This is a genomic window from Kribbella sp. NPDC048915 (genome assembly GCF_040649595.1).
Taxonomy (GTDB): domain Bacteria; phylum Actinomycetota; class Actinomycetes; order Propionibacteriales; family Kribbellaceae; genus Kribbella.
The window spans coordinates 1-23,229 of record NZ_JBEZFT010000083.1 but is presented as its reverse complement, the minus strand read 5'-3'; the positions used below and the strand labels follow the sequence as shown (position 1 = coordinate 23,229).

The window sequence follows — 23,229 nt, the reverse complement described above, 5'->3', positions numbered from 1 at the left end:
CACCCCACAGCCGCGCGCCACACCCGCACGCCACACCCGCAGCCCACGCCGCACTCCACACCCGCAGCCCACGCCCGCACGCCACACCCGCACGCCACGCCCGGCTTCAGCCGCATGCCGACGGGCCACAACCCGGGGCCGCGGACAGGAACCCGTGGGCTTGAACAGGCAATAACCGGTGCACACGCACCAGTACCTGTTCACACCTCGCCGACCACGGTGCGCCAACCACAGCGCGCCAACCACGGTGCGCCGACCACGGTGCGCCGACCAGAGCGCGCCGACCACGGCTCGCCGACCACAGTGCTCCGCACACAGCTCCGCACACAGCGCCACACAAGGCTCCGCGCAATGCTCCGAGCACAGCTCAGCTCGGCGACCGCGGCCCGCCAGGTCCGGCAGGTCCGGCAGGTCCGGCAGGTCCGGCAGGTCCGGCAGCCGCGGTAGGCGAGGTGGTGGGGGTCAGGTTGGTTAGCGAGCGGGCGGGGTTTGGACGGACGTGGTGAAGATCTTGCCGGTGTGCGGGCCTGTGGTGAGGCGGGTGAGGTTGGTGGTGATGGGGTCGGTGGGGTGCCATCCGGCGGTAAGGATGCAGAGGGTGGGACCGTTGAAGTCGACCAGGCCGAGGGCGAAGGGGGCTTGGTACTCGGGAACGTCGACGCGATCGAGGATGGCACCGTCGGGGGCGACGCGGACGACGGCGTTGTCGGCGGTTTGGACCCAGATCGCGCCCTCGGCGTCGAGGCAGATGCCGTCGGGGCCAAGGCCGTCGGCGTACACGCGGCGGTTCGACAATCCGCCGTCGACCTCGACGTCGAACGCTGTCAACCGGCCCGCGAACGACTCCGCGATCGCCAGGGCGCGCCCGTCCGGCGTCAGCAGCATGCCGTTCGGGAACTGGATGTCGTCGGCAACCTGCCGCAGTTGCCCGTCCGGTGTGAGCAGCTTGATCCAGCCCGGCACCGGCTCCGCGCCGCCGGCGAAGTCGAAGTCGGCGCCGTTCAGGTAGATGTTGCCCTGCGCATCGACCACGAGTTCGTTCGCGCTCTGCTCGGCCAGTACGGTGACCGAGCCGTCGGGCTCGTAGCGGCGCACTTTGTCGCCGGTGGTGAGCAGCCGGCCGTCCGGGAGCCAGTCGATGCACCAGCCCATCAGCCGCTCGACCGGTACGTCGAAACGCTCGGTCTTGCCGTCCGCGTCGACCGCGACGACCTCCTGTTCCACCCAGTGGCAGAACCACAACCGGCCGTCGTGCCAGCGCGCCGACTCGGGGAAGGCCAGGTCGTCCAGCAGCAGCTTCAGTTCGGACATCAGGTCACCTCATCCGTGCTCTTGGGGCGTGTTCACCCCCTACACGAACGCAGATCGGTCAGATCGACGGCTCAGCAGCAAAAGTACGCCGATGATCGGCAGGGTCACCAGGTACGCCGTCCGCAGGTCGACGACCCGTGCGAGTACGGCGAGCAGCGCCGGCGCGATGAGGATCGCCGTACCGGATGCCAGCGCGCCGATCGCAGACAGACGGGCTGAGCTGAGTCCCGGGGTCGCGACGAGGGTCGCCAGCGTGACCGGGTACAGCGGGGCGACACCGAGGCCTGCTACAACCAGTCCGAGGGCTACTACGGCGGGCACGTCGAACAGGCTCACCAGCAGCGTGCCGCACGCGGCCAGCGCACCGGACGGGTACACCGGCGACCAGCCGCGCCAACGGATCGGCCCGATCGCCCGTCCCACCGCCATGCCGATCGGGAACGCACTACCGAGCAGCGCGGCCGTCGGTGTCGGTAGTCCGGCAGCCACCAGGCGAGCCACGGCCCACACCACGAAACAGAACTCCACCGCCACGGCCAGCACGACCCGCAGCCAGCCTACGCCCACGTCGAGGACCACGCGACGCCCGACCCGCCGCCACTTCCCCACCAGCCCGACCGCCGGCGCCGAGTCGATCAGCACCGGCACCGTCGGCTCATGCGGTTCTTCATCAGCACTTCCGGCCACAGCGGGTCGGCGATTGCCGGGTCGGCGATGGGTCAGGAGCGCCAGCGCCAGGAGTGGAGGTGCGGCGGCCAGCAGGGCCAGGCGGCCGGTGGGGCCGAGTCCGTCCAGGGTGCCGATGGCCAGCGGCGCGAGGATCCCGGTGCCGCTGGCGACCGCGTTGACGCGGCTCAAGCGAGCAGCCGCGGTCGGACCGTTGAGCATCAGGGGGGCGACCAGCACGAGGAGCGCCCCGCCGAGACCCACCAGGAGGCCGCCGGCGATCGCCACGCCGTACCCGCGGGCGACCGCGATCAGGACGGCACCGCCCGCGCAGATGACCGAGCCGAGGGACAGGACGGTCGGCAGCTGCCAGCGCCGCAGCATCCGCGGGCCGATCATCGCGACGACCAGCAGGCCGACGGCGAACCCGGACGACAGCAGCGCCAGTCGTCCGGTCGGCTCGCCGAGGTCGCGGGCCAGGATCGCCACGCAGGCACCGAGTCCGGCCAGGACGAAACCCATCGCCGACAGTGCAATACCGATCCGCACCTCGTCGGCGCGTGCTCCAGCCTGCACCGGAGCCGCCGTGGTCATTCCAGACCTTTGAACAGCTCGTCGAGTCGGTGCAGGTCGGGCAGCTCGATATCGGCGGAGATGCCCTTCAGACCGGCTGTGAGCGCACCTGACGCCTGCCCGGCGGTCAGCCCGACCACCGTGTCCTCGACGACCAGGCACTGCCTCGCAGGCGCACCCAGGAGCTCGGCCGCTCGCAGATAGCCCTCCGGGTCCGGCTTGCCGCGGCTGACGTCGTCAACCGTGACGAGAACCGGAGGTGCGATCCCAGCCGCCGTCAGCCGTACCTTTGCGAGCTGGGCAGGCGCACTGGTGTAGACCGCCCACGGCAGACCGATTCGGTCCAGCGTGGCCAGCAACGACAGCGCACCGGGCTTCGCGACCACGCCGTCGACGTCGGTAACTTCCAGATCGAGGACGCGCGCACCTGCAGCCGCGCGCTCCGACGGCGTCGCATCCGGGAGGAAATGGGCCACGGTCGCCACCGCCGGGTTGCCGTGGGCCACTCCGAGCACGTCGACCGGCTCCAGGCCGTACTCGGTCGCCCAGCGGGTCCAGCTGCGGTCGACGACGGCGTCGGAATCGACCAGCGTGCCGTCCATGTCGAACAGTACGGCGCGGATGTCCCGGATCTCCATGAACCCTCCCATTAAACTCGTTTACCGAGCATAACGGGAAGGGCAACGATGACTCCAGTACGCCGGGGGCAATGGCAGACGGCTGCGGACGTCCTGACCCAGGTTGCTCGCCGCCCCGGTATCACCCGGGCCGCCGTGGCGCGGACACTGCGGTTGAGTACGGGATCGGCCACCGAAGTGACGGCCCGGCTACGCGACGTACATCTGCTCACTGAAGCGCCCGCGCCGAGCCAGGGCCGTGGCCGGCCGACCACGGTACTGCGGCCGCACCCGCAAGGCCCTGTAGTACTCGCACTGGACCTTCGGCAGAGCAGCTGGCGCAGTGCGGCCGTAGCACTCGACGGATCGCTGCAGGACCTGCAATACCGGCGGCACCGGAGCCGGCGCGCACAGGTAGTACTGAAGAACCTACGCAGCGAGGTCGAGCAGGCGCACCAGCGGTACGGCGCTCGGCTGCAAATGGTCAGCCTGGCCGTGCCCGGCTCTGTTCGCGACAACCACCTGATGCAGGCGCCCACGCTGGAGTGGCCGGAGATCGACCTCGCACAAGTCACCGAGAGCACCGGCGTACCGCTGCTGGCAGGCAACGACGCAACGCTGAGCGGTGTGGCCGAAGCGCGGACCGGGTCGGCTGCAGGAGCTCGTACGGCGGTGCATCTGATCGTGGAGGTCGGTATCGGCGGGACGCTGCTCATCGACGGCGTACCGGCACAGGGAGCGTCGGGCGCCGGTGGTGAGTACGGGCACATGCCCCTCGGCGACCGCTCGCGACGCTGTCCGTGCGGTGCGCGTGGCTGCTGGGACCTGGAGATCGACGGACGTGCTCTGGCGCGCCATTTGAAGCAGCCGACCCCCGATGACCCAGTGGGCTACGCGGAAGAGGTACTCCGGCGCTCTGACCGGGCTGCGCGCGCCGCCGTGACCAGGGTGGTCGCCGCGCTCGGCTACGGGATCGCCGGGCTGGTCAACGCACACGATCCGGACGTGGTGACCATTGGCGGTCTGGCCATCCCACTGCGAGCGGCTGCTGAGGACACGTTCGCCGAGGCGTACCGGGACGGCCTCATGGCGTTCCACCGCGCCGCTCCCCCGCCAGTACTACCCGCAGCTCACCAGGCCGACGGCCCGCTCCGCGGCGCTGCGGCGATGGCACTCGACCGGATCACCAGTGAAGCAGCCATCGCAGCCTGGGTCGCCCAGCTCTAGTCAGCGACCTCTCCGCCAGTCGCCTCTTCAGCAGCGTCAACACCAAACTCGTCGACCGGCTCCGCGCGAGGCTTGGGGACGATCGGCGGCTCCACCTTCGCCAGCACCTCGGTAATGTCGTGGCGATGGTGCTGGATCTCGTGAGCCGTGTGCCGGATCACCCACCCCAGCGTCCGCGGCATCCGCACCGGATAGTTGTACAGCCCCAGTTTGCCGAGCTCCTGCGGTCGCAGCACCCGCGCCGCGGCACCGAACTCCTTTGCGAACCGCATCAGGGCCGCGGCGACCTCCATCGGGTCCTGGTCTTCGTACTTCGCCTGCTTCACGCGACCGGTCCGGTCCATCGGCGCGTACACCGGCCGGTCCTCGGCCAGGCACTGAGCGATCCGCTGCCGCTGCACCTCGAGTACGTCGCGCACGTGGCAGGCGTACTCGATCGCCGACCACACCTCCGGCTCCGGCCGCAGCCGCACCACGTCCGGGTCCGGACCGGCAGCGGCCCTGGTCAGCGCCATGCTGCAGTCGGCGGCCTGCCGGATCAGCAGGGTCACCGTGCCTTGCAGATCGCCGGTGTCGTAGTTGAAGCCGCATTGCTCGCAATAGCCGTCAACAGGGGGCTGCCGCTTCGAGGGCGCAGGAGCTCCGGGTGCCCTCATGATCAACTACCACTCCCTCGGAATCTCCACGCGTGATCGACCGGGCCGATGCCCGCACCGAGCGCGAACCCGGCCGCGATCGCACCGGTCACGTACTCCTTCGCCGCGCCCACCGCGCTCGGTACGTCGTACCCGCGAGCGAGGTACGACGCGATTGTGCTCGCCAGCGTGCAGCCGGTGCCGTGCGTGTGCCGGTTGTCCGCGCGGACCGCACTGTACGAGCGCCGCACGTCCGGGCCGTGCAGTACGTCGACTGCCGCCGTACCGACGTCGTGACCGCCCTTCACCAGCACCCAGGACGCACCTGCCTCCAGCAGCGCCTTCGCTGCGAGCTCACGGTCCTCGACGGTCTCGAGGTCGACGCCGGCGACCGGACCGAGCTCGGTCAGGTTCGGTGTCAGCACGGTGGCGAGCGGGACGATCTCCGACCGTACGGCGTCCATCGCATCGGCAGCGAGCAGCGCGTCGCCGTGCTTCGACACCGAGACCGGGTCGACCACCACAGGCACCGACGGCGGCAGCGTCCGCAGCAGTGACGCCACGGTGCGCACCATGGACGCCGACGCGAGCATGCCGGTCTTCACCGCGTCCACGCCGATGTCGTCGACCACGCTGCGGAACTGCGCGCGCACCTGCTCCTCGGGTAGCTCCCAGGCGCCCTGGACGCCGAGGCTGTTCTGCGCGGTGATCGCGGTCAGCACACTCATCCCGTGCACACCGTTGGCCAGCATGGCCTTCAGATCCGCCTGGATCCCGGCTCCGCCGCCGGAGTCCGACCCGGCGATCGTCAGGACTCTGGGCAGCGCGTTGCCGTCCGGCATCTCAACTCCTGAAGTGGGCGTGACCTGTGTCCGCAGCATACGGCGAGCCGTCGACGGTCACCGTCCCGGGCGGACGTTCCTCGTTGCCCTCGGCAACCGAGCCGATGACGGTCCAGCCGTCCGGCACGTCGGCCGGCTCGAAGGTCCCGACGAGGGCGTGGTCCTCACCGCCGGTCAGCACGAACCGCAGCGCGTCGGCGCCGGTCGCCGCGGCGACTGCCTGCAGCGGCTCGGGCACCGTCAGCGCCTTCGTGTGCACGTCGATGATCACTTGACTCGCCTCCGCGATGTGGCCCAGGTCGGCGAGCAGTCCGTCGCTGACGTCACACAGCGAGGAGGCGCCGGCCAGTGCAGCCCGCGGACCTTCATCGTACGGCGGTTGCGGGCGCCGGTGGGCCTCGACGACGGCCCGTGGTGAGCGGAAGCCGCGCGCGAGCACCGCCCAGCCAGCCTCTGCCCAGCCGAGGCGGCCGGAGTACGCCACCTCGTCGCCCGGCCGCGCACCGGAGCGCAGGACCGGCGCCCGGCCGTCCAGGGCGCCGAACGCGGTCACCGAGACGACGATCTTGTCGGACTGGACCGTGTCGCCGCCGATGATGCTCGCTCCGACCAGCTCGCACTCGTCGACCAGGCCCTGGTTCAGTTCCAGCGCCCAGGCGGTCGGAAGGTCCGCTGGGCCGCCGAAACCGACCACCAGCGCGGTCGGGCGCGCACCCATGGCCACGACGTCGGCCAGGTTCTGTGCGGCGGCTTTGCGGCCCACGTCGTACGCCGACGACCAGTCCTGGCGGAAATGCCGGCCTTCGACCAGCAGGTCCGTCGTGATCACCAGGCGCCCGTCAGGCACCGCCAGCACCGCCGCGTCGTCCCCAGGGCCGACCAGGACGTCCTCACTCTGGGACAGCCCTTTGGTGACGGCCGCGATCAGGCCGAACTCACCCGTGCTCCCCAACGTCTCTGTCACGTCAACAGACCTCCCATATCGCTGACGGGAGTCTAGGCGGTCCTGTGCGGCGAGGTGCCGTGCCGAGGGCCGCGCAGTTGGCGGGGGATTACCAGGCACCGCCTGAGGCGGTACCGTGACCGGGCAACTATGAGTACGCGCAGCCAGCTCGCAGTACTGTGGCTGGAGCCCAGCTGAGGACGACTGAGTGGAGAACGACGTGGTGGTCCAGGCCTACATCCTGATCCAGACCGAGGTCGGCCGGGCGGCCGACGTCGCCGCACAGATCGCCGAGGTCCAGGGTGTCACCCTGGCCGAGGACGTCACCGGTCCGTACGACGTGATCGTCCGCGCGGAAGCCCGCAACGTCGACGAGCTCGGCAAGCTGGTCGTCGCCAAGGTCCAGAACGTCCCGGGTATCACCCGCACGCTGACCTGCCCCGTCGTCCACATCTGACCGCCGCACTGCAGCCCCGCCACGCCGCGTCTCCGCATGCCCAAGTCCCGACCCTTCAACTCGGCCGACCCGATCCCCGGCCGACAGCACACCGGACCACAGCACACCGGACCACGACACGCCGACCCGCACCGCGCCCGTGCGCGGCGCATCGGACTGCGCAGTTGGGGTCTGGGTGTCGTCGGCGTACTGCTACTGGTCAGCGCATGCAGCCCGGGACCTGCCGCCGTACCGGTCCCCTCCCCCGCCCCTGAGGTCGCTGCCGCGTGCGCCGGCCTCGTGCAGGCACTCCCCGGCAAGATCCTCGACGCCGAGCGCCGCGAGACCTCCCCGAAGAGCCCGCTGACCGCGGCGTACGGCGATCCGCCGATCGAGCTGACCTGCGGAGTCAGCCCGCCGGCCGGCATGGCGGAAGCGGAGACGAAGTGCTTCGAGGTGAACGGCGTCGGCTGGTTCGCCAAGGAAGTCCAGAACGGCGTTGTCTTCACCACCATCGGCCGAGCCCTCTACTTCGAGGTCGCCGTCCCGTCGAAGTACGCCCCCGAGGCCAACGCCCTCGTCGACGTCTCCGACGCCGTCCACAAGCACAACAAACTCGTCACCCCCTGCACCTGACAGCGGCATACTCCCTGACGAGATCGAAATTCCCCTGAAGAATTCTCTGGGTCGTGTCCGGTTGCGCGGCACGGGGGGCGACGTCTCGGGTGGAAGTGCCCTGAGGGAGGGTGCTCGGACGACGGGAGAGACCGATGAAGTACATGATCCTGACCTACGCGTCGCAGCAGGACTACGACGGGATGGCGGGCAAGGACACCGGGCAGCCGGCCTGGACGCCGGAGGACTTCCAGGCGATGGGCGAGTTCATGGAGAAGTTCTCCAACGAGCTCGTCGAGTCCGGCGAACTGGTCGAGACGCGCGGGCTGGCGGCGCCGGTGCTCACTCGCAGGATCGGGACGAAGAACGGGCAGTCGGTGGTCACCGACGGGCCGTACGCCGAGACGCAGGAGGTGCTCGCCGGGTACTGGATCGTCGAGTGCGAGTCGTTCGACCGGGCCACCGAGATCGCGGCGCGGCTCGCCGACACGCCGGCGCCCGAGGGTGTCCGCGCGACGGCGTACGCCGACATCCGGCCGATCGTCGAGGGCCAGGACGAACTGGTGGAGTGAGCGCATGATCGGCACCGTCGAGGACCTGCTGCGGGCGCTGACGCCGCAGGTGCTCGGGGCGTTGGTTCGGCGGTACGGACACTTCGACACGGCCGAGGACGCCGTGCAGGAGGCCCTGCTGGCGGCGGCTCAGCAGTGGCCGGTGGACGGCGTCCCCGACAATCCACGCGGTTGGCTGATCAAGGTCGCATCGCGTCGGCTGACGGACCTGCTCCGCCGCGAGCAGGCCCGTCAGCGGCGGGAGGAGCGCGTCGCCGCGTGGGCGCCGCAGGGCGAGCCGGTCGGTGATGCCGACGACACGCTGGTGCTGCTGTTCCTGTGCTGCCACCCGGCACTGTCGCCGGCGTCGCAGATCGCGCTGACGTTGCGGGCGGTCGGTGGTCTGACGACGGCGGAGATCGCGCGGGCGTTCCTGGTGCCCGAGGCAACCATGACGCGGCGAATCACCCGGGCGAAGACCGCTGTGCAGGACAGCGGCGCGCGGTTCACGCTGCCGGCGGATCGTGAGGAGCGGCTCGGCGCCGTCCTGAAGGTCGTGTACCTGATCTTCAACGAGGGCTACACGAGTACGACCGGCCCGAGCCTGCAACGGGTCGAGCTGGCGGCCGAGGGAATCCGGCTGGCGCGGATGCTGCACCGGTTGCTGCCGAACGACTCCGAGGTCGCGGGGCTGCTGGCGCTGCTGCTACTCACCGATGCCAGGCGGCCGGCGCGCACCGGACCACACGGCGAGCTCGTGCCGATGGCGGAGCAGGACCGGTCGCTGTGGATCCCGGAGTTGATCCGCGAGGGCGTCGATCTCATCACCGCGACACTGCCGAAAGGGCCGGTCGGGCCGTACCAGCTCCAGGCGGCGATCGCCGCGGTCCACGACGAGTCGAAATCCGCCGCGGAGACCGACTGGCCGCAGATCGTCGCGTTGTACGAGGTGTTGCTGCAGCTCACCGACAACCCGATGGTTGCCCTCAACCACGTCGTCGCGGTCGCGATGGCACGCGGTCCGGAAGCGGGGCTCACGCTGCTGCAGGAGATCGAGCACGACTCCCGCATCGCCGACGACCACCGCTTGTTCGCCGTTCGCGGCCACCTCCTGGAGATGTCCGGCGACACACTCGGCGCGCGAACGGCGTACGAGGCGGCAGCGGCCCGGACGACGAGCGTGCCGCAGCAGCGCTACCTGCACCGGCGCGTGGCGAACCTCGCGGGGGTCAGCGCAGACCGGTCGGGCGGGTCAGCGCGAGATTGAGCAGGTGCTCGACGAGCGCCGCGTAGTCCTTGCCGGACGCCGCCCATAGCCGCGGAAACATGCTGGTGGGCGTGAAACCGGGCATCGTGTTGATCTCGTTGATGATCACGCGCTGGTCGGCGTCCAGGAAGAAGTCGACGCGGGCCAGGCCCTCGGCCTCGATGGCGTCGAAGGCGGTCAGGGCCTTCGCGCGGATGTCGTTCGCGATCTCTTCCGGAAGGTCGGCCGGCACCGAAAGGGCGGTGTACTCCTCCCCCTCCGGCAGGTATTTGGTCTCGAAGTCGTAGAAGTCGTGCCCGCCACCGGAGACCGCGACCTCGCCACAGACGCTGACCTGCGCAGCGCCGCCGTCGAGTCCGCCGAGGACGCCGACCTCGATCTCCCGCGGGCTCTTCGCCGACGCCTCGACGATCACCTTCGGGTCGTGCGCGCGGGCGACCGCGATCGCCTCGTCCAGTTCGTCGAGGCTGTTCACCTTGCTGATGCCGAGGCTCGACCCGCCGCGGCACGGCTTCACGAAGACCGGGTAGCCGAGCGACTCCACAGCCGCGCGGCACGCAGCCGGGTCGCGTCGCCAGTCGCGGTCGCGAATCACGATGTACGGCGTGACGTCCAGGCCGGCGGCCTTGAACACGACCTTCATGTAGTGCTTGTCCATGCCGACGGCGCTGGCCAGCACGCCCGAACCGACGTAGCGGATGTCGGACATCTCGAGCAGTCCCTGGATGGTGCCGTCCTCACCCCACGGGCCGTGCAGGAGCGGGAACACCACGTCGACCGCGCCGAGCGTGCTCGGCACCTGGTCGGGTTCGCTGACCACGAGCTCCCGGTTCGCGCCGAACAGCACCGGCATCGCGGTGACGTCGACCTCGGGCAGCTTGCCGTCGGTGATCGACAGCCGCTCGGGGTCGCCGCTCTCGAGCACCCAGTGCCCACTGGTGCTGATCCCGACCGGAACCACGTCGTACTTGTCCCGGTCGATGACCTGCAGGACGTTCGCCGCGGTCACGCACGAGATCGCGTGCTCGCTCGACCGGCCGCCGAAGACAACGGCGACGCGGGGCTTGCGCTGACCTTCCGAGTACTCACTCACCGGCTCGACTGTAGCGGTCCGGCGATCCGGTTCCGACCGGGGTTCGGTTAAGAACCGTTCAGATCTCGGCGGGCGGCGGCGCGTCCCAGCTGACTGGCAACGCTGTCACTCCGTACACGAGCGTGTTGTCTCTGTAGTCGATCTGCTCGAACGGTACGGCGAGTCGCAGCGTCGGAACGCGCCGGTACAAGCGGGTGAACACCTCCTGCAGCTCGATCCGCGCGAGCTGCTGCCCGAGGCACTGATGCGGCCCGAACCCGAACGCGACATGCGCCGCGGCCGGGCGCTCCACGTCGAGCCGATCGGGATCCGGGAACACCGTCTCGTCCCGGTTGGCCGACGAGAGCGCCGCGATCAGGTACGAGCCGGCGTCGATCGTCAACGGCCCGACCGGCAGATCGTCGGTCGCCTGCCGAAACAGGCCGAAGTGCACAACGGACAGATATCGCAGCAGTTCCTCGGCGGCCGCCGGAGCCAGCGCCGGGTCGTTACGCAACTTCTCCAGCTGGTCCGGGTTGCGAAGCAGCGCGAGCGTGCTGAGCGCGATCATGTTCGCGGTCGTCTCGTGGCCCGCGATCAGCAGCGTGACGCCGACCGTGACCAGCTCCGGGACGGTCAACGGTGTCCCGAGTTCCTCGCCGCGGGTGATCAGCCGGGACAGCGTGTCGTCCTCGCGGCGGGCCTGCTTCGCCATCACAAGGCCGGCGATGTACTGGTTCAGCTCGTCGCCGGCGCGGCCGATCTCGTCGGTCCAGCCGTCGACGCGGACCAGCAACGCACTCCGCTCCTGGAACTCCTGGCGATCCTCGTACGGGACGCCGAGCAGCTCGCAGATCACCAGTGACGGGATCGGCAGCGCGAACTCCTGCACCAGGTCGACCGGACCGCCCGCGGCCAGCATCGCATCGATGCGTTCGTCGATCATCGCGGCGATCCGCGGCCGCATCGCCTCCATCCGCTTCGCCGCGAACTCGGTCGCCAGCAGCCGGCGCAGTCGTTTGTGCGCCGCGCCGTCGACCTGCAGGATCGAGCCCGATTCCACCTCCCGATCCAGGTCCGCGTCCGGTACGACGTGGTCGGACGGCGCGAGTCGCGAACTCAGGCGGCTGTCGCGCAGCAGTGCGCGGACCTCGTCGTACCGGCTGATCAGGTACGCGTCGACGCCGGCCGGGGTGGATACCTTCACCGGCGCCTCGGTCCGGCGGTAGTCGGCGTACCGCGCGGCGGGGTCGAACGGACAGCCGGGCGGCCTGCTGACAGGAAAGCTCTCGGTCATCCGCAGCCCTTCGCCGGAGAAATTTGGTAGTGACTACCATATGACTGAGACTCCTGAAACGGAACCGCGTCCGGCGAGTCGGAGGCGGTACTCTGACCGGCAGTCGGGGCGGGAACGAGCTCACGGGTCCGCGGAGGTGCTGATGGGACTGCGCGAGGTGAAGCGGGAGCGGACCCGCCGGCTGATCGCGGACAAGGCGTTCGAGCTGTTCAGCGACCACGGGTTCGGCCGGACCACCGTCGAGCAGATCGCGGCGGCCGCAGAGGTCGGCCCGAGCACGCTCTACCGGTACTTCCCGACCAAGGAGACGCTGGTCCTCGAGTTCGTCGACGAGTGCCTCGCGGAGGCGGTCAGCTGGTTCCACCAGCAGCCCGCGATGGACCTGCGCGACGGTCTGCGCGCGGTCGTCGAGCGGGTGCTGGAGCAGCTCGAGACGAACCCCGAGCGGGTCCGCGCAGTGTTCGAGCTGGCCGAGCAGACCGGGTCGGTGAGCGCGCATCTCAACGACCTGATCTGGCGGTTCCGGATCGATCTGGCCGACGAGCTGGTACGCCGGTTGCGCGCCGAGGACCCGCGCCGCGCCGAATTCGTGGCCGCACTGTCCGCCGGGATCGCGATGAACATCATCGAGACCGTGGTGCGGGTCTGGGTCGACGCGCCCGACGCCGTCCAGGCGAAGACCCTGGCACGGCAGGCGATGCGTCTGCTCCGCACCGGCGGCATCCCCCTCCCCAGCCCACCGGACACCGCCGTACTCTGAAGCACGCCGGGTGCCCGGGATGCGAGCCCGGCGCTTCGCACGGTCAGTCGCCAGGGACAATCCGGGTATGACGCCTGACCTCGATCCCTCCACCGTCGTCGTCCACGCGGGCCGGCCGGAACGGACCCCGAATGCCCCGGTCGGCAACTCACCGGTGTTCAGCTCGACCTATGTGGCCGGTGGGGACCGGGGCTACGGGCGCTTCGGGAACGACGCGTGGACGGCGCTCGAGGAGACGCTCGGGCAACTCGAGGGCGGACGCGGACTGACCTTCGCGTCCGGCATGGCGGCCGCGGCGGCGGTCGTGGACCTGGTACCGGTGGGCGGTCAGGTGATCGCGCCGCGGCACGCCTACTCCGGCGTACTGGCGTTGCTCGACCAGCAGGCCGACACGGGCCGGCTCAAGCTCGAGCGGGTCGACATCGCCGACACGGACGCGGTGATCCGGGCACTGAGCGGCACCGACCTGCTCTGGATCGAGTCGCCGACGAATCCGGCGATGGAGGTCGCCGACATCCCGGCGCTCGCCGCGGCCGGCCGGGCCGCCGGTGCGACCGTGGTTGTCGACAACACGTTCGCGACGCCGCTGCTGCAGCAGCCGCTGAAGCTGGGCGCGGACATCGTGATGCACTCCGCCACGAAGTTCATCGCGGGCCACTCCGACGTGGTCCTCGGTGCGGTCGTCACCGCGGACGACGAACTGTGGTCGGCGATCGAGCTGCGCCGCCGCAGCCTCGGCGCGATCCCGGGTCCGATGGAGGCCTGGCTGGCGTTGCGCGGTCTCCGCACACTCGCCCTCAGGCTGGAGCGGGCGCAGTCGAACGCCGCGTACCTCGCCGAGCGGCTGCGCGCGCATCCGCGGGTCAGCCGGGTCCGGTACCCGGGCCTGCCGGACGATCCGGGCCACGACCGCGCCGAGCGGCAAATGTCCGGGTTCGGCGCGATCCTGGCGTTCGAGCTCGGCGGTGACGCGGATGGCGCTCAGCAGCTCTGCGAGAGCACCGAGCTGTGGGTGCACGCGACCAGCCTCGGCGGTGTCGAGTCGATGCTGGAGCGCCGGCACCGCTGGCCGATCGAGGCGCCGACGATCCCGAAGGACCTGATTCGCCTGGCCGTCGGCATCGAGCACCCCGACGACCTGTGGGCCGACCTCGAGCGGGCACTCACTTCCGGGAGTTGAGCACCGGCCCACCGAAGAAGGTCAGCACACACAGGACGACCGGCAGCACGAACGCGATGTTCAGCGGCATCCAGTGCGTCAGCCCGCCGATCACGGCCGGTCCGGCGAGCAGACCGACGTACCCGAGGCCGACGACGCGGGCCATCAGCGCGCCCGACGAGCGCGGGTCGAGGTTGCCGGCGGCGGTGAACAACTGCGGTACGCCGCCTGCGAGGCCGAGCCCGAACACGGCCCAGCCGATGAGCGCGACCGGCACCCACGGGACGACGATCACCACGGTCAGGCCGGCCGCTGCCATGGCCGCGCCCCAGCGGACGATCGCGGCAGGACCGACGACCGCGGCGACCCGGTCGGTGAGGAACCGCCCGACGGTCATCGCGACCGCGAACGCGCCGTACGCGTAGGCCGCCGTACTCACGGAGGTGCCGAGGATGTCACGGAAGTGCAGGGCCGCCCAGTCGTTCGTCACGCCCTCGGACAGCATCAGGCCGAAGGCGAGCCCGCCGAGCGCCCAGACGAGCTTGGCCGACGGCTTCGCCCGCGGCCCGGCCGCATCCTCGGCGTCGACCTCAGGCTCTGAGGACTCCAGCAGGTACCGGCTCGCGGCCAGCGACAGCATCACGCAGAGAAGTCCCGACAGCGCCAGTGTGACCTCGGTCGGTACGCCGGCATGCAGCGTGGCGGCCCCGATGACCGCGGCGATCGCACCGCCGATCGACCACATCGCGTGGAACGCGGCCATGATCGGCCGCGGATAGCCACGCTCGACCACCACGGCCTGCGCGTTCATCCCGACGTCGATCGAGCCGTTGCCGAACCCGACCAGGATCAGCGTGAGCCCGAGCGTCCACCAGTTCGTGGCCAGGCCGGGCCCGGCGATCGCGATCCCGAGCAGGATCCCGGCCGCGGGGACGAGCCGGCGCTGGCCGAGCTTGTCGACGAGCGGTCCGGCGACCTGCATGCCGGTGAACGCGGCCCCGCCGAGGACGAGCAGCAGCAAGCCGAGCGTGCTGTGGGTGATCCCGGTCCGCTGCTCGATGCTCGGGATGTGCACGACCCACATCCCGACGGCGAATCCGTTCAGACCGAAGTACAGCCAGGTGGCGATACGAGCAGCGCGGGGAGGTGCGGGCCGGACGTCTACCTCGAGGGCGCTCAAGACGCGACCTCGACGAGCACGCCGCGCTGGGTCAGCACGGTCCGCTGGTCCTGCGGCGCGGAGTCGTCGGTGATGATCAGGTCGGGGCGATGTGCCGGGCACACGTAGGCGAGCGCGGCCCGGTCCCACTTGGCGCCGTCGGCAAGCACCACGGTCCGCGCGGCGACCTCCATGGCCTCCTGCTTGACCTCCGCGTCACCCAGGTCGAACGCGGTCAGCCCCGCGTCGAGGCTGAAGGCGCACGGACTGATCACGGCAGTGTCGAAGCGCAGCGCCCGCAGCGAGGCGACGGTCAGCGGACCGACAAGCGACAGCTCGCCCTTGCGGGCCTCTCCCCCAGGCATCAGCAGCCGGATCCGCGGCGCGTCGGCCAGTACGTGCGCGACATGCAGCGAGAGGGGCATCACCGTCAGCGTGCGGTCGTGCAGCAGCTTCGCCGTCTCGAGCGCCGTCGTACCGCTGTCGAGAACGATCGTCTCGCCGTCGCGGATGTGCTCGACGGCCGCGCGGGCGATCGCCTGCTTGGCGGCGACGGCGGCCTGGGCGCGCAGCGAGTGCGGCGGCTCGAGGCCGGACGGCATCGCGGACACCGCACCGCCGTGGACGCGCTTCAGCACCCCTTGCGCGGCCAGGAAGTCGAGGTCGCGGCGTACCGTCATGTCCGAGGCCGCGGTCGCTTCGACCAACTCCTGGACCGAGACGCGCTCGACGGCCCGCAGTCGCTCTACGATCATTTGGTGCCGTTCCGCACTTCGCATGCGCAAGAAACTACCATCCGCCTGATCGTTCAAACAGATAGCGTGTTCGCTTGTGACTGAAGCCACCATTCTCGTCCGGCGGTCGCGGTACGCCGTGGCCGCCGTCTTCTGTGTGCACGGAGCGGTGACCGGATCGTTCGCGACCCGGGTCCCCTGGATCCAGGACCACGCGGGCGTGTCCACCGGCCAGCTCGGTCTGGCGCTGGCGTTTCCGGCCATCGGGGCGGCGCTGGCGATGCCGCTCGCGGCACGCATCACCCACCGCTTCGGCACCCGGACCGCGCTGCGCGGGCTGCTCGCGCTCTGGACGCTGTCCTTGATCCTGCCGTCGTTCGCGCCCGGCCTGCTGACGTTGTGCGCGGCGCTCTTCGTGTACGGCGCTACGTCGGGGATGGCCGACGTGGCGATGAACGCGCTCGGCATCGAGGTTGAGCATCGGCTGAAGAAGTCGATCATGTCCGGGCTGCACGGCCTGTGGAGTGCGGGTGCGCTGATCGGGTCCGCGATCGGGACGGTCGCTGCGCATGCGAACCTCAGCGCCCAGACCCACCACGTGGCGGCGGCGATCGCCCTGACGGTCATCGGCGCGGTGATGTGTCAGTTCGTCCTGAACATCCATCCGGAGGACGACGAGGAGCCGCCGGCGCGGTTCGCGCTGCCGCCGCGGTCGGCGCTGCTGATCGGCGCGGTCGGGTTCTGCGCGGTGTTCGCCGAGGGCGCGAGCCTGGACTGGTCGGCGGTGTACCTGCGCGACATCCTGGACAGCTCGGCCGGTGTCGCGGCCGGCGCGACCACCGGTTTCGCGCTGACGATGGCGATCGCCCGGATCAGCGGCGATGCGGTGGTCGACCGGTTCGGCGCGGTCCGGACGGTGCGGTGGAGCGGAGTGATCGCGACGCTGGGCGGCCTGCTGGTGGTCTTCGCGCCGCATGCGGCCGTCGCGATGGCCGGCTTCGGCCTGATCGGCATCGGCATCGCGGTCGCCGTACCACTCGCCTTCGCGGCCGCGGCCCGGTCGGGGCCGAACGCGAGCCAGGCGATCGCCGGTGTCGCCACGATCACCTACGCGTCCGGGCTGGTGGCCCCGTCGATCATCGGCGGCATCGCCCAGGCCAGCAACCTGACCGTCTCGTTCATCGTCGTGACCGCCTTGGCAGCCGGGCTGGCCATGTTCGCGCGGGTGCTGGCAACCAGCCCGCGGACAGCGGCCGACGGTGTGCTCCCCCGGTGATACGAATCGTCTGGTGACGACTTTCCGGATTGCCGGCGCAGACGACGCCGCCGCCGTCGCAGAGCTGCACGGGGACAGCTGGCGACGGCACTACCGAGGTGCGTACGCGGACCCCTTCCTCGACGACGAGGTGCCCGAGTACCTCGCCGCGCTGTGGGCGAAACGACTCGCCGTCCGCGAAGGCACGGTGACGACGGTCGCAGAGTACGACGGCCAACTGGTCGGGCTGTCGCACATTGTCTTCGACGCGGACCCGAAGTACGGCGCGCTCGTGGACAACCTGCACGTCCGGGCACCGCTCAAGCGCCAAGGGATCGGCACCCGGCTGCTCGCCCTGACCGCAGAGCACGTCCGCGGCACCGGCCTGTACCTGTGGGTGCTCGAACAGAACACCGCAGCACAAGCGTTCTACGAGGCACGCGGCGGCATCCGGGGCGACAGTCAGCATGTCCCGCCGCCAGGCGGCCAGCCACGCCGCCTCAACGGACAGCCCGTCTGTCTGCGGTACTACTGGCCGGATCCGGCCACACTGACCACCTCATAGCCCCGAAGGAGACCTATGGCGCCGGCCGACCCGATCGCTCGCGAGCGGTCGTCGCTGGTCGTCGCCACGGCCTTTGTGGTCGCGTTGACGCTGCGGCCGGCCCTGACTGCGGTCGGGCCGGTGCTTCCGCGGATCGGCGTCGATCTGCAGCTCGGTGAGGCCGCACTGGGGTTGCTGGGCACGCTGCCGCTGCTGGCGTTCGCCGCCGCCTCTCCCCTGGTCCACCTGGCATCACGGCGGCTCGGCATGGAGCGCGCTGTCTTCGTATCGCTGCTGGTCCTCGCAGCCGCCACCGCGCTACGTCCGTACACCGGCCAGGCCGGGCTGTGGATCGGTACGGCTGTGGTCGGCTGTGCGATCGCAGTCGGCAACGTCCTGGTACCTGTGATCCTCAAACGCGACTACGCCGGCAACGTGTCCCGGGCAACGGGCATCTACACCGCGTTCATCACCGGCGGCGCGGCCATCGCGTCCATCCTCGCCGTACCGATCGCTGACGCGGTGGACTGGCGCTTGTCGCTGGCAGTGTGGGGCGGACTCGCACTGGTGGTCGCAGTGATCTGGCTGCCCCGGACTGTGTCACCGGAGCCGCTGCAGCCGGCAACCACAGCGGACAGCACTCCCAAGGTCAGCGTGTGGCGGCAACCGATGGCGTGGATGGTCACCGCGTACATGGGCCTGCAGTCAACCAGTTTCTACCTGTTCGTGAACTGGCTGCCCACCATCGAGATCACCACCGGCGGCTTCTCGGAACGCACGACCGGCGTGCACCTGTTCGTCTTCCAGCTGTGCGGACTGGTCGGAGGACTGACGATCCCGCGGCTGCTCAAGCACCCAACCGACCTGCGGGCCGGACTGGTCACGGCGAGCCTGCCGGTAGTGCTGGCGCTGCTGGGCTTGCTCCTGGTGCCACAGCTCGCCGCAGTATGGGCGGTGGTCGGCGGACTGGGACAAGGCGCCGCCCTGGTCGCTGCACTCTCGTTGATCAGTTCTCGCGGCCGCGGTCATCACGAAACGACACAGCTGTCCGGGATGGCCCAAGCGGTCGGCTACGCGCTGGCCGCGGCCGGTCCGTTCGTCGCGGGCTTCCTGGCCGAAAAGACCGGCAGCTGGAGTACGACGCTGTTGGTGTTCGCCGTACTCGCAGCCGCTCAGCTGGTACTCGGGTTCGCCGCGGGACGCGACGACCGCTGAGGTCCTACTTGTCCGTCGCGAAGGCCGCGTCGAAGGCCGCCGCGGGCTTGTCGAAGGCCAGGTTGCGGATCACGTTGACCGCCTCCGCCGCGCCGACCTTGCGCTCCATCCCGGCGTCCTCCCACTCGACCGAGATCGGACCGTCGTAACCGATCGAGTTCAGCACCCGGAAGCAGTCCTCCCACTGGACGTCGCCGTGGCCGGTCGAGTAGAAGTCCCAGCCGCGCCGCGGGTCGCCCCACGGCAGGTGCGAGCCGAGGCGGCCGTTGCGCCCGCCGCCGGTCCGCATCCGGGTGTCCTTGCAGTCGACGTGGTAGATCCGGTCCTTGAAGTCCCACAGGAACGCGACCGGGTCGATGTCCTGCCACACCATGTGCGACGGGTCCCAGTTCAGGCCGAACGCCTCGCGGTGCCCGATCGCCTCGAGGGCGAGCGTGGTGGTCCAGTAGTCGTACGCGATCTCCGACGGGTGCACCTCGTGCGCGAACCGCACGCCCTCTTCGTCGAACACGTCCAGGATCGGGTTCCAGCGGTCGGCGAAGTCCTGGTACCCGGCCTCGATCCGCTCCGCGGGCACCGGCGGGAACATCGCGACGTACTGCCAGATCGACGAGCCGGTGAAGCCGACGACCGTGTTCACGCCGAGCTTCGCGGCCGCCCGCGCGGTGTTCTTCAGGTCCTCGGCGGCGCGCTGCCGAACCCCTTCGGCGTCGCCGTCGCCCCAGATCCGGGACGGCACGATCGCCTGGTGCCGGAAGTCGATCGGGTCGTCGCAGACCGCCTGCCCCACCAGGTGGTTGGAGATCGCGAAGACCTGCAGGTTGTACTTGTCCAGGATGTCCTTGCGGGTCTGCACGTAGGCGTCGTCGTCGACCGCCTGCTGGACGTCGAAGTGGTCACCGGAGCAGGCGATCTCGACACCGTCGTACCCGGCCTCGGACGCGAACTGGCAGACCTCCTCGAACGGCAGATCGGCCCATTGACCGGTGAACAGAGTGATCGGACGAGGCATCTCACAGGCTCCTAGTTGTCGACGGTGGTCCAGGCGCTGTCGTTCGCGGCCGAGCGCAGGACGGCGTCGACCACGCGTGCGGACCGCGCTCCGGCGGCGAAATCGGGCAAACCGTCCGGGCGGTCGCCCAGGACGGCGGCGTAGCTGTCGGCGACGAACGAGTCGAACGCGTCCTGGTACCCCTGAGCGTGCCCGGCCGGGAGCCGGTTCACCCGCGCGGCGGGCGGACTGAGCGTCTCGGGGTCACGGGTGAGCAGCTGCGAAGCGTCGCGACGGCCGACCCAGAGCCGGTCCGGGTCCTCCTGGTCGAAGCCGAAGCTCGACTCGGTCCCGGACACCTCCAGGTACAGGCGGTTCTTGCGGCCGGCCGCGACCTGGCTGACCACGATCGTCCCGACCACACCCGCCTCGGTCCGGAACTGCGCTGTGGCCAAATCCTCGGTGCGGACCTCGAGACCGCCACGCTGCGCACGTACCGTCCGCAGCTGGGCGCTGATCGCGGCGATCCGGTCGCCGGTCACGAACTCGGTCAGGTCGCACCAGTGCGAACCGATGTCGGCGAACGTCCGCGACGGGCCGCCGGTCGTGTCGTCGACGCGCCAATTCTGGTCGTCGGCCCCGGCGAGCCAGTCCTGCAGGTACGACCCGTGCAGGCTGGTGATCACGCCGGCGTCGCCCGCGGCGATCCGGGTCCGCAGCTCGCGCACCATCGGGTGGTACCGATAGACGAACGGCACCGCGCCGACCAGGCCGGCTTCGAGCGCGGCCGCGTGGAGTCCGGCCGCGTCCTGCACCGAGGTGGCCAGCGGCTTCTCGCAGACCACGTGCTTGCCCGCCTCGAGCGCCTTCAGCGCGATCTCGCGATGAGTGTTGTTCGGCGTGCAGATGTGGACCACGTCGATGTCCGCGGCAAGCAGCTCGTCGAGGTCGGCGTATCCGCGCTCGGCGCCGGACGCCTGCGCCGCGGCCTCCGCGCGCTCGGGCGACGATCCGACCGCACCGGCCACCGTCGCTCCCGCGACCAGGGCGGCCCGGCCATGGACCTGGCCCATGAAGCCGCCGCCGACGATCCCGACCTTGAGCTTGCGCGCACTGGTGGACACGTCGAAGGACGCTATGGGACCCTTTTGATCCCTGTCAAGCAAAAGCCCACGGTGGCTACGGCAGAACTCTGGCGAGGGTCCGGTGATGAGCGATCTCGGTACGGCGGACGCGGTGCTGCGACTGCTCCTCGACGGGCAGCCGCGGACGCGGGCCGAGCTGATCGAGCGCAGCGGACTCGCCCGGTCCACGGTGACCGGACGGATCGAGGCGCTGCTCGAGAGCGGGCTCGTGGTGCCGTCGGGCGAGGCCGCGTCGACCGGTGGCCGGCCGCCCGCACGCTTCCGCTTCAACCCGACAGCCAGGCTGGTCCTCGCGGCCGACGTCGGCGCGACGCATCTTGCTGTCGCGCTCACGGACCTGACCGGCACGATCCTGCAGCGGACGACGACCAAGCTCGCGATCGCCGAGGGACCCGAAGTCGTCCTCGCAGCCGTGGCCGAGGCTGGACACACCCTGCTGCGCGAAGCGGGCCGATCACCGGCAGACCTGGCCGGGACAGGTGTCGGGCTACCGGGGCCGGTCGAGCACAGCACCGGTCGGCCGAACCATCCGCCGATCATGCCCGGCTGGGACTCCTACGACGTCGCGGGCCGCTTGCGCCGCGACCTCCCCGGACCGGTGCTGGTCGACAACGACGTGAACATCATGGCGCTCGGCGAGCACGCGACGGCGTACCCGGACGTCGAGCACCTGCTGTTCGTGAAAGTTGCCACCGGCATCGGTGCCGGCGTGATCAGCGGCGGCCGGCTGCACCGGGGCGCCCAGGGTGCGGCCGGCGACATCGGCCACATCCAGGCACCCGGCCACACCGCGCCGTGCCGCTGCGGAAACACCGGCTGCCTGGAAGCGATCGCGTCCGCGACCGCGCTGGCCGGCAAGCTCGGTGTCCGGACCAGCCAGGACATCGTCGACCTGGTCCGCTCGGGCAACACCGCGGCCACCGCCGAAGTCCGCCAGGCCGGTCGCGAGATCGGTACGGTCCTCGCCGCCGCGGTCAGCCTGCTCAACCCATCCGTGATCGTCGTCGGCGGCTCGCTCGCCCAAGCCGGCGACAGCCTGCTCGCCGGCCTCCGCGAAACCATCTACGCCCGCTCGTTGCCCCTGGCCACCACAGCCCTGCGGATCGTCACCTCCCGCACCGGCCAGGACGCCGCCCTGCTCGGCGCCGCCACCCTGGTCCAACACCACACCCTGCACCGCACTCCGAGCTAGAGCACCACGCAGTACTGCGCCACGCGGTGGGACGCCACGCGGTACGCCGCCACGCGCTGGGACGCCACCCGCTACGGCACCACGCCGTACGCCGCCACGCGCTACAGCACGCCGCACGGCACCACGCGGTACGGCACCATGCGCCTGGGGGGCTCAGAGTCCGACGAGCGCATCGGCGAAACTCTCCTAGATGATTGATGCACGGCCCGAAGGTGTGCACGCTCGACAGTTCGTGTGGTGCGGGGCGGGTGTGTACGGTGCCTGGTTCACGCTCGGCTGTGGCCCTGGCACGGGAGACGTCCCAATGACCTGACACGCGCCACACGCCCGAGCCTCCCGAGTCGCGGTGGGTCGGCTGCGTGACTTCTACGCAAGGGGGGACATCCCGTCGCGTTGGGGGTTGTCTGCCGGTATACGAGCCGACAACCTCCAACACGAGAGGTCATCCGGCTCTTGTGACCGATCCGTGGGTGGGTCTGGGTGACCGAGTCAGCGCCCGGACTGGCTGACCGCGCGCGTCCCCGCACGCCCGCGTCCCCGCACGCCCGCGTCCCCGCACGGTGGGTTCACCCACGGTGTTGTGGGTTCCTGACCCGTGTGAAGGGTACGGAACCCACAACACGATGGGTGAACCCACCGTGTTGTGGAACCCCGGTAGCGCCGACGACCACGCCACCACCCTCGCGCCACCACCCACGCCACGACGCCGCACCGTCACCGCGTGCCGAACACCGCCGGCCGCATCACCGCTGACTGCATCACCGCACCGGCTGATCCGCGGCACGGAATTCGAGCGGATATCCGGATCCGTTGACTGATGCGTGGGTTGGCTTCTGCACGAGGGGAGATGGTCGCGGGTCGACGGGGTGAGGGATGGCCGGGGCGATGGTGTGGCGTGCGGGTGATCGGGGTGTGGGGTTGGTGGAGTCGCATCTGTGGAGGGTTTTCCCGCGTATGGCGGTCAAAAGCCTCCAGTGTCGTGCGGAAAACTCTCCTAGTACTACAGCCGGAGATCGTGATCTG

The 23,229-nt window shown here is 70.2% G+C and carries 23 protein-coding genes; 11 read left to right on the top strand and 12 right to left on the bottom strand.

The features are described from left to right. Nucleotides 1-471: 471 nt before the first annotated feature. From AB0B82_RS29545 to AB0B82_RS29535, 3 genes are read right to left on the bottom strand one after another with little or no spacing between them, the layout of a single operon-like run. Nucleotides 472-1,311, bottom strand: coding sequence for an SMP-30/gluconolactonase/LRE family protein (locus AB0B82_RS29545; RefSeq protein WP_360175691.1), 840 nt, complete (start codon nucleotides 1,309-1,311; stop codon nucleotides 472-474). A 39-nt stretch (nucleotides 1,312-1,350) separates the two neighbouring features. After that, the gene (locus tag AB0B82_RS29540; protein WP_360175688.1) at nucleotides 1,351-2,571 is read right to left on the bottom strand and encodes an MFS transporter; all 1,221 of its coding nucleotides are present in this window, start codon (nucleotides 2,569-2,571) and stop codon (nucleotides 1,351-1,353) included. Continuing rightward, nucleotides 2,568-3,188 (bottom strand): HAD-IA family hydrolase, encoded by a 621-nt coding sequence (locus tag AB0B82_RS29535; protein WP_360175685.1) that lies wholly within the window; start codon nucleotides 3,186-3,188, stop codon nucleotides 2,568-2,570. The genes AB0B82_RS29540 and AB0B82_RS29535 overlap by 4 nt, the downstream gene beginning before the upstream one ends. 48 nt (nucleotides 3,189-3,236) lie before the next feature. Between AB0B82_RS29535 and AB0B82_RS29530 the strand changes: the two genes are divergently transcribed. Next, the gene (locus AB0B82_RS29530) at nucleotides 3,237-4,394 is read left to right on the top strand and encodes an ROK family protein (RefSeq protein ID WP_360175682.1); all 1,158 of its coding nucleotides are present in this window, start codon (nucleotides 3,237-3,239) and stop codon (nucleotides 4,392-4,394) included. Here AB0B82_RS29530 and AB0B82_RS29525 read toward each other — a convergent pair. The 3 genes from AB0B82_RS29525 to AB0B82_RS29515 are packed head-to-tail and all read right to left on the bottom strand — an operon-like array spanning nucleotide 4,391 to nucleotide 6,835. Continuing rightward, nucleotides 4,391-5,050 carry a DinB family protein gene (locus AB0B82_RS29525; protein WP_360175679.1) on the bottom strand — a complete coding sequence of 220 codons (660 nt, stop codon included), beginning with the start codon at nucleotides 5,048-5,050 and terminating at the stop codon, nucleotides 4,391-4,393. The two genes, AB0B82_RS29530 and AB0B82_RS29525, sit on opposite strands and share 4 nt — an antisense overlap. 2 nt (nucleotides 5,051-5,052) lie before the next feature. Next, complete coding sequence (thiD, locus tag AB0B82_RS29520) at nucleotides 5,053-5,871, bottom strand: bifunctional hydroxymethylpyrimidine kinase/phosphomethylpyrimidine kinase (RefSeq protein ID WP_360175676.1); 819 nt, start codon at nucleotides 5,869-5,871, stop codon at nucleotides 5,053-5,055. 1 nt (nucleotide 5,872) lies between these two features. After that, complete coding sequence (locus tag AB0B82_RS29515) at nucleotides 5,873-6,835, bottom strand: thiamine-phosphate kinase (RefSeq protein ID WP_360175673.1); 963 nt, start codon at nucleotides 6,833-6,835, stop codon at nucleotides 5,873-5,875. A 202-nt stretch (nucleotides 6,836-7,037) separates the two neighbouring features. On the opposite strand from AB0B82_RS29515, the gene AB0B82_RS29510 reads away from it, so the two are divergent. From AB0B82_RS29510 to AB0B82_RS29495, 4 genes are all read left to right on the top strand, one after another. Then, the gene (locus AB0B82_RS29510) at nucleotides 7,038-7,271 is read left to right on the top strand and encodes an Lrp/AsnC ligand binding domain-containing protein (protein WP_202867417.1); all 234 of its coding nucleotides are present in this window, start codon (nucleotides 7,038-7,040) and stop codon (nucleotides 7,269-7,271) included. A gap of 36 nt (nucleotides 7,272-7,307) precedes the next feature. Next, complete coding sequence (locus AB0B82_RS29505; protein WP_360175670.1) at nucleotides 7,308-7,886, top strand: DUF3515 domain-containing protein; 579 nt, start codon at nucleotides 7,308-7,310, stop codon at nucleotides 7,884-7,886. Between the two features lie 134 nt (nucleotides 7,887-8,020). Next, a complete protein-coding gene (locus AB0B82_RS29500) occupies nucleotides 8,021-8,437 on the top strand; it encodes a YciI family protein (RefSeq protein ID WP_360175667.1) in 417 nt (138 codons plus the stop codon). Between the two features lie 4 nt (nucleotides 8,438-8,441). Beyond that, nucleotides 8,442-9,683, top strand: coding sequence for a DUF6596 domain-containing protein (locus AB0B82_RS29495; protein WP_360175664.1), 1,242 nt, complete (start codon nucleotides 8,442-8,444; stop codon nucleotides 9,681-9,683). On the opposite strand, the gene AB0B82_RS29490 is transcribed toward AB0B82_RS29495, so the two are convergent. Both AB0B82_RS29490 and AB0B82_RS29485 read right to left on the bottom strand, forming a co-directional pair. Continuing rightward, nucleotides 9,646-10,776, bottom strand: coding sequence for a D-alanine--D-alanine ligase family protein (locus AB0B82_RS29490; protein ID WP_360175661.1), 1,131 nt, complete (start codon nucleotides 10,774-10,776; stop codon nucleotides 9,646-9,648). The genes AB0B82_RS29495 and AB0B82_RS29490 overlap by 38 nt on opposite strands. A 58-nt stretch (nucleotides 10,777-10,834) precedes the next feature. Then, complete coding sequence (locus AB0B82_RS29485) at nucleotides 10,835-12,052, bottom strand: cytochrome P450 (RefSeq protein WP_360175658.1); 1,218 nt, start codon at nucleotides 12,050-12,052, stop codon at nucleotides 10,835-10,837. A gap of 142 nt (nucleotides 12,053-12,194) precedes the next feature. On the opposite strand from AB0B82_RS29485, the gene AB0B82_RS29480 reads away from it, so the two are divergent. After that, nucleotides 12,195-12,812 (top strand): TetR/AcrR family transcriptional regulator, encoded by a 618-nt coding sequence (locus tag AB0B82_RS29480; RefSeq protein ID WP_360175655.1) that lies wholly within the window; start codon nucleotides 12,195-12,197, stop codon nucleotides 12,810-12,812. Between the two features lie 67 nt (nucleotides 12,813-12,879). Next, nucleotides 12,880-13,992 carry an aminotransferase class I/II-fold pyridoxal phosphate-dependent enzyme gene (locus AB0B82_RS29475; protein WP_360175652.1) on the top strand — a complete coding sequence of 371 codons (1,113 nt, stop codon included), beginning with the start codon at nucleotides 12,880-12,882 and terminating at the stop codon, nucleotides 13,990-13,992. Here AB0B82_RS29475 and AB0B82_RS29470 read toward each other — a convergent pair. Then, nucleotides 13,976-15,151, bottom strand: coding sequence for an MFS transporter (locus tag AB0B82_RS29470; protein ID WP_360175649.1), 1,176 nt, complete (start codon nucleotides 15,149-15,151; stop codon nucleotides 13,976-13,978). The two genes, AB0B82_RS29475 and AB0B82_RS29470, sit on opposite strands and share 17 nt — an antisense overlap. Beyond that, nucleotides 15,148-15,885 (bottom strand): DeoR/GlpR family DNA-binding transcription regulator, encoded by a 738-nt coding sequence (locus AB0B82_RS29465; RefSeq protein ID WP_360175646.1) that lies wholly within the window; start codon nucleotides 15,883-15,885, stop codon nucleotides 15,148-15,150. Before AB0B82_RS29465 ends, AB0B82_RS29470 begins: the two co-directional genes overlap by 4 nt. Nucleotides 15,886-15,961: 76 nt before the next feature. On the opposite strand from AB0B82_RS29465, the gene AB0B82_RS29460 reads away from it, so the two are divergent. Genes AB0B82_RS29460 through AB0B82_RS29450 form a run of 3 tightly spaced genes read left to right on the top strand, consistent with a single transcriptional unit; the run spans nucleotide 15,962 to nucleotide 18,878 of the window. Then, nucleotides 15,962-17,140: an MFS transporter gene (locus AB0B82_RS29460; RefSeq protein WP_360175643.1), complete on the top strand. Its 1,179-nt coding sequence runs from the start codon at nucleotides 15,962-15,964 to the stop codon at nucleotides 17,138-17,140. 13 nt (nucleotides 17,141-17,153) lie between these two features. After that, nucleotides 17,154-17,684, top strand: a complete 531-nt coding sequence (locus tag AB0B82_RS29455) for a GNAT family N-acetyltransferase (protein ID WP_360175640.1) — start codon at nucleotides 17,154-17,156, stop codon at nucleotides 17,682-17,684. Nucleotides 17,685-17,699: 15 nt separating this feature from the next. Then, nucleotides 17,700-18,878 (top strand): MFS transporter, encoded by a 1,179-nt coding sequence (locus tag AB0B82_RS29450; protein ID WP_360175637.1) that lies wholly within the window; start codon nucleotides 17,700-17,702, stop codon nucleotides 18,876-18,878. A 4-nt stretch (nucleotides 18,879-18,882) separates the two neighbouring features. On the opposite strand, the gene AB0B82_RS29445 is transcribed toward AB0B82_RS29450, so the two are convergent. Next, nucleotides 18,883-19,890: a sugar phosphate isomerase/epimerase family protein gene (locus AB0B82_RS29445; RefSeq protein ID WP_360175634.1), complete on the bottom strand. Its 1,008-nt coding sequence runs from the start codon at nucleotides 19,888-19,890 to the stop codon at nucleotides 18,883-18,885. A gap of 11 nt (nucleotides 19,891-19,901) precedes the next feature. Beyond that, nucleotides 19,902-20,993: a Gfo/Idh/MocA family oxidoreductase gene (locus AB0B82_RS29440; RefSeq protein ID WP_360175631.1), complete on the bottom strand. Its 1,092-nt coding sequence runs from the start codon at nucleotides 20,991-20,993 to the stop codon at nucleotides 19,902-19,904. 85 nt (nucleotides 20,994-21,078) lie between these two features. Between AB0B82_RS29440 and AB0B82_RS29435 the strand changes: the two genes are divergently transcribed. Beyond that, nucleotides 21,079-22,206 (top strand): ROK family transcriptional regulator, encoded by a 1,128-nt coding sequence (locus AB0B82_RS29435; RefSeq protein ID WP_360175628.1) that lies wholly within the window; start codon nucleotides 21,079-21,081, stop codon nucleotides 22,204-22,206. Nucleotides 22,207-23,229: the final 1,023 nt, after the last annotated feature.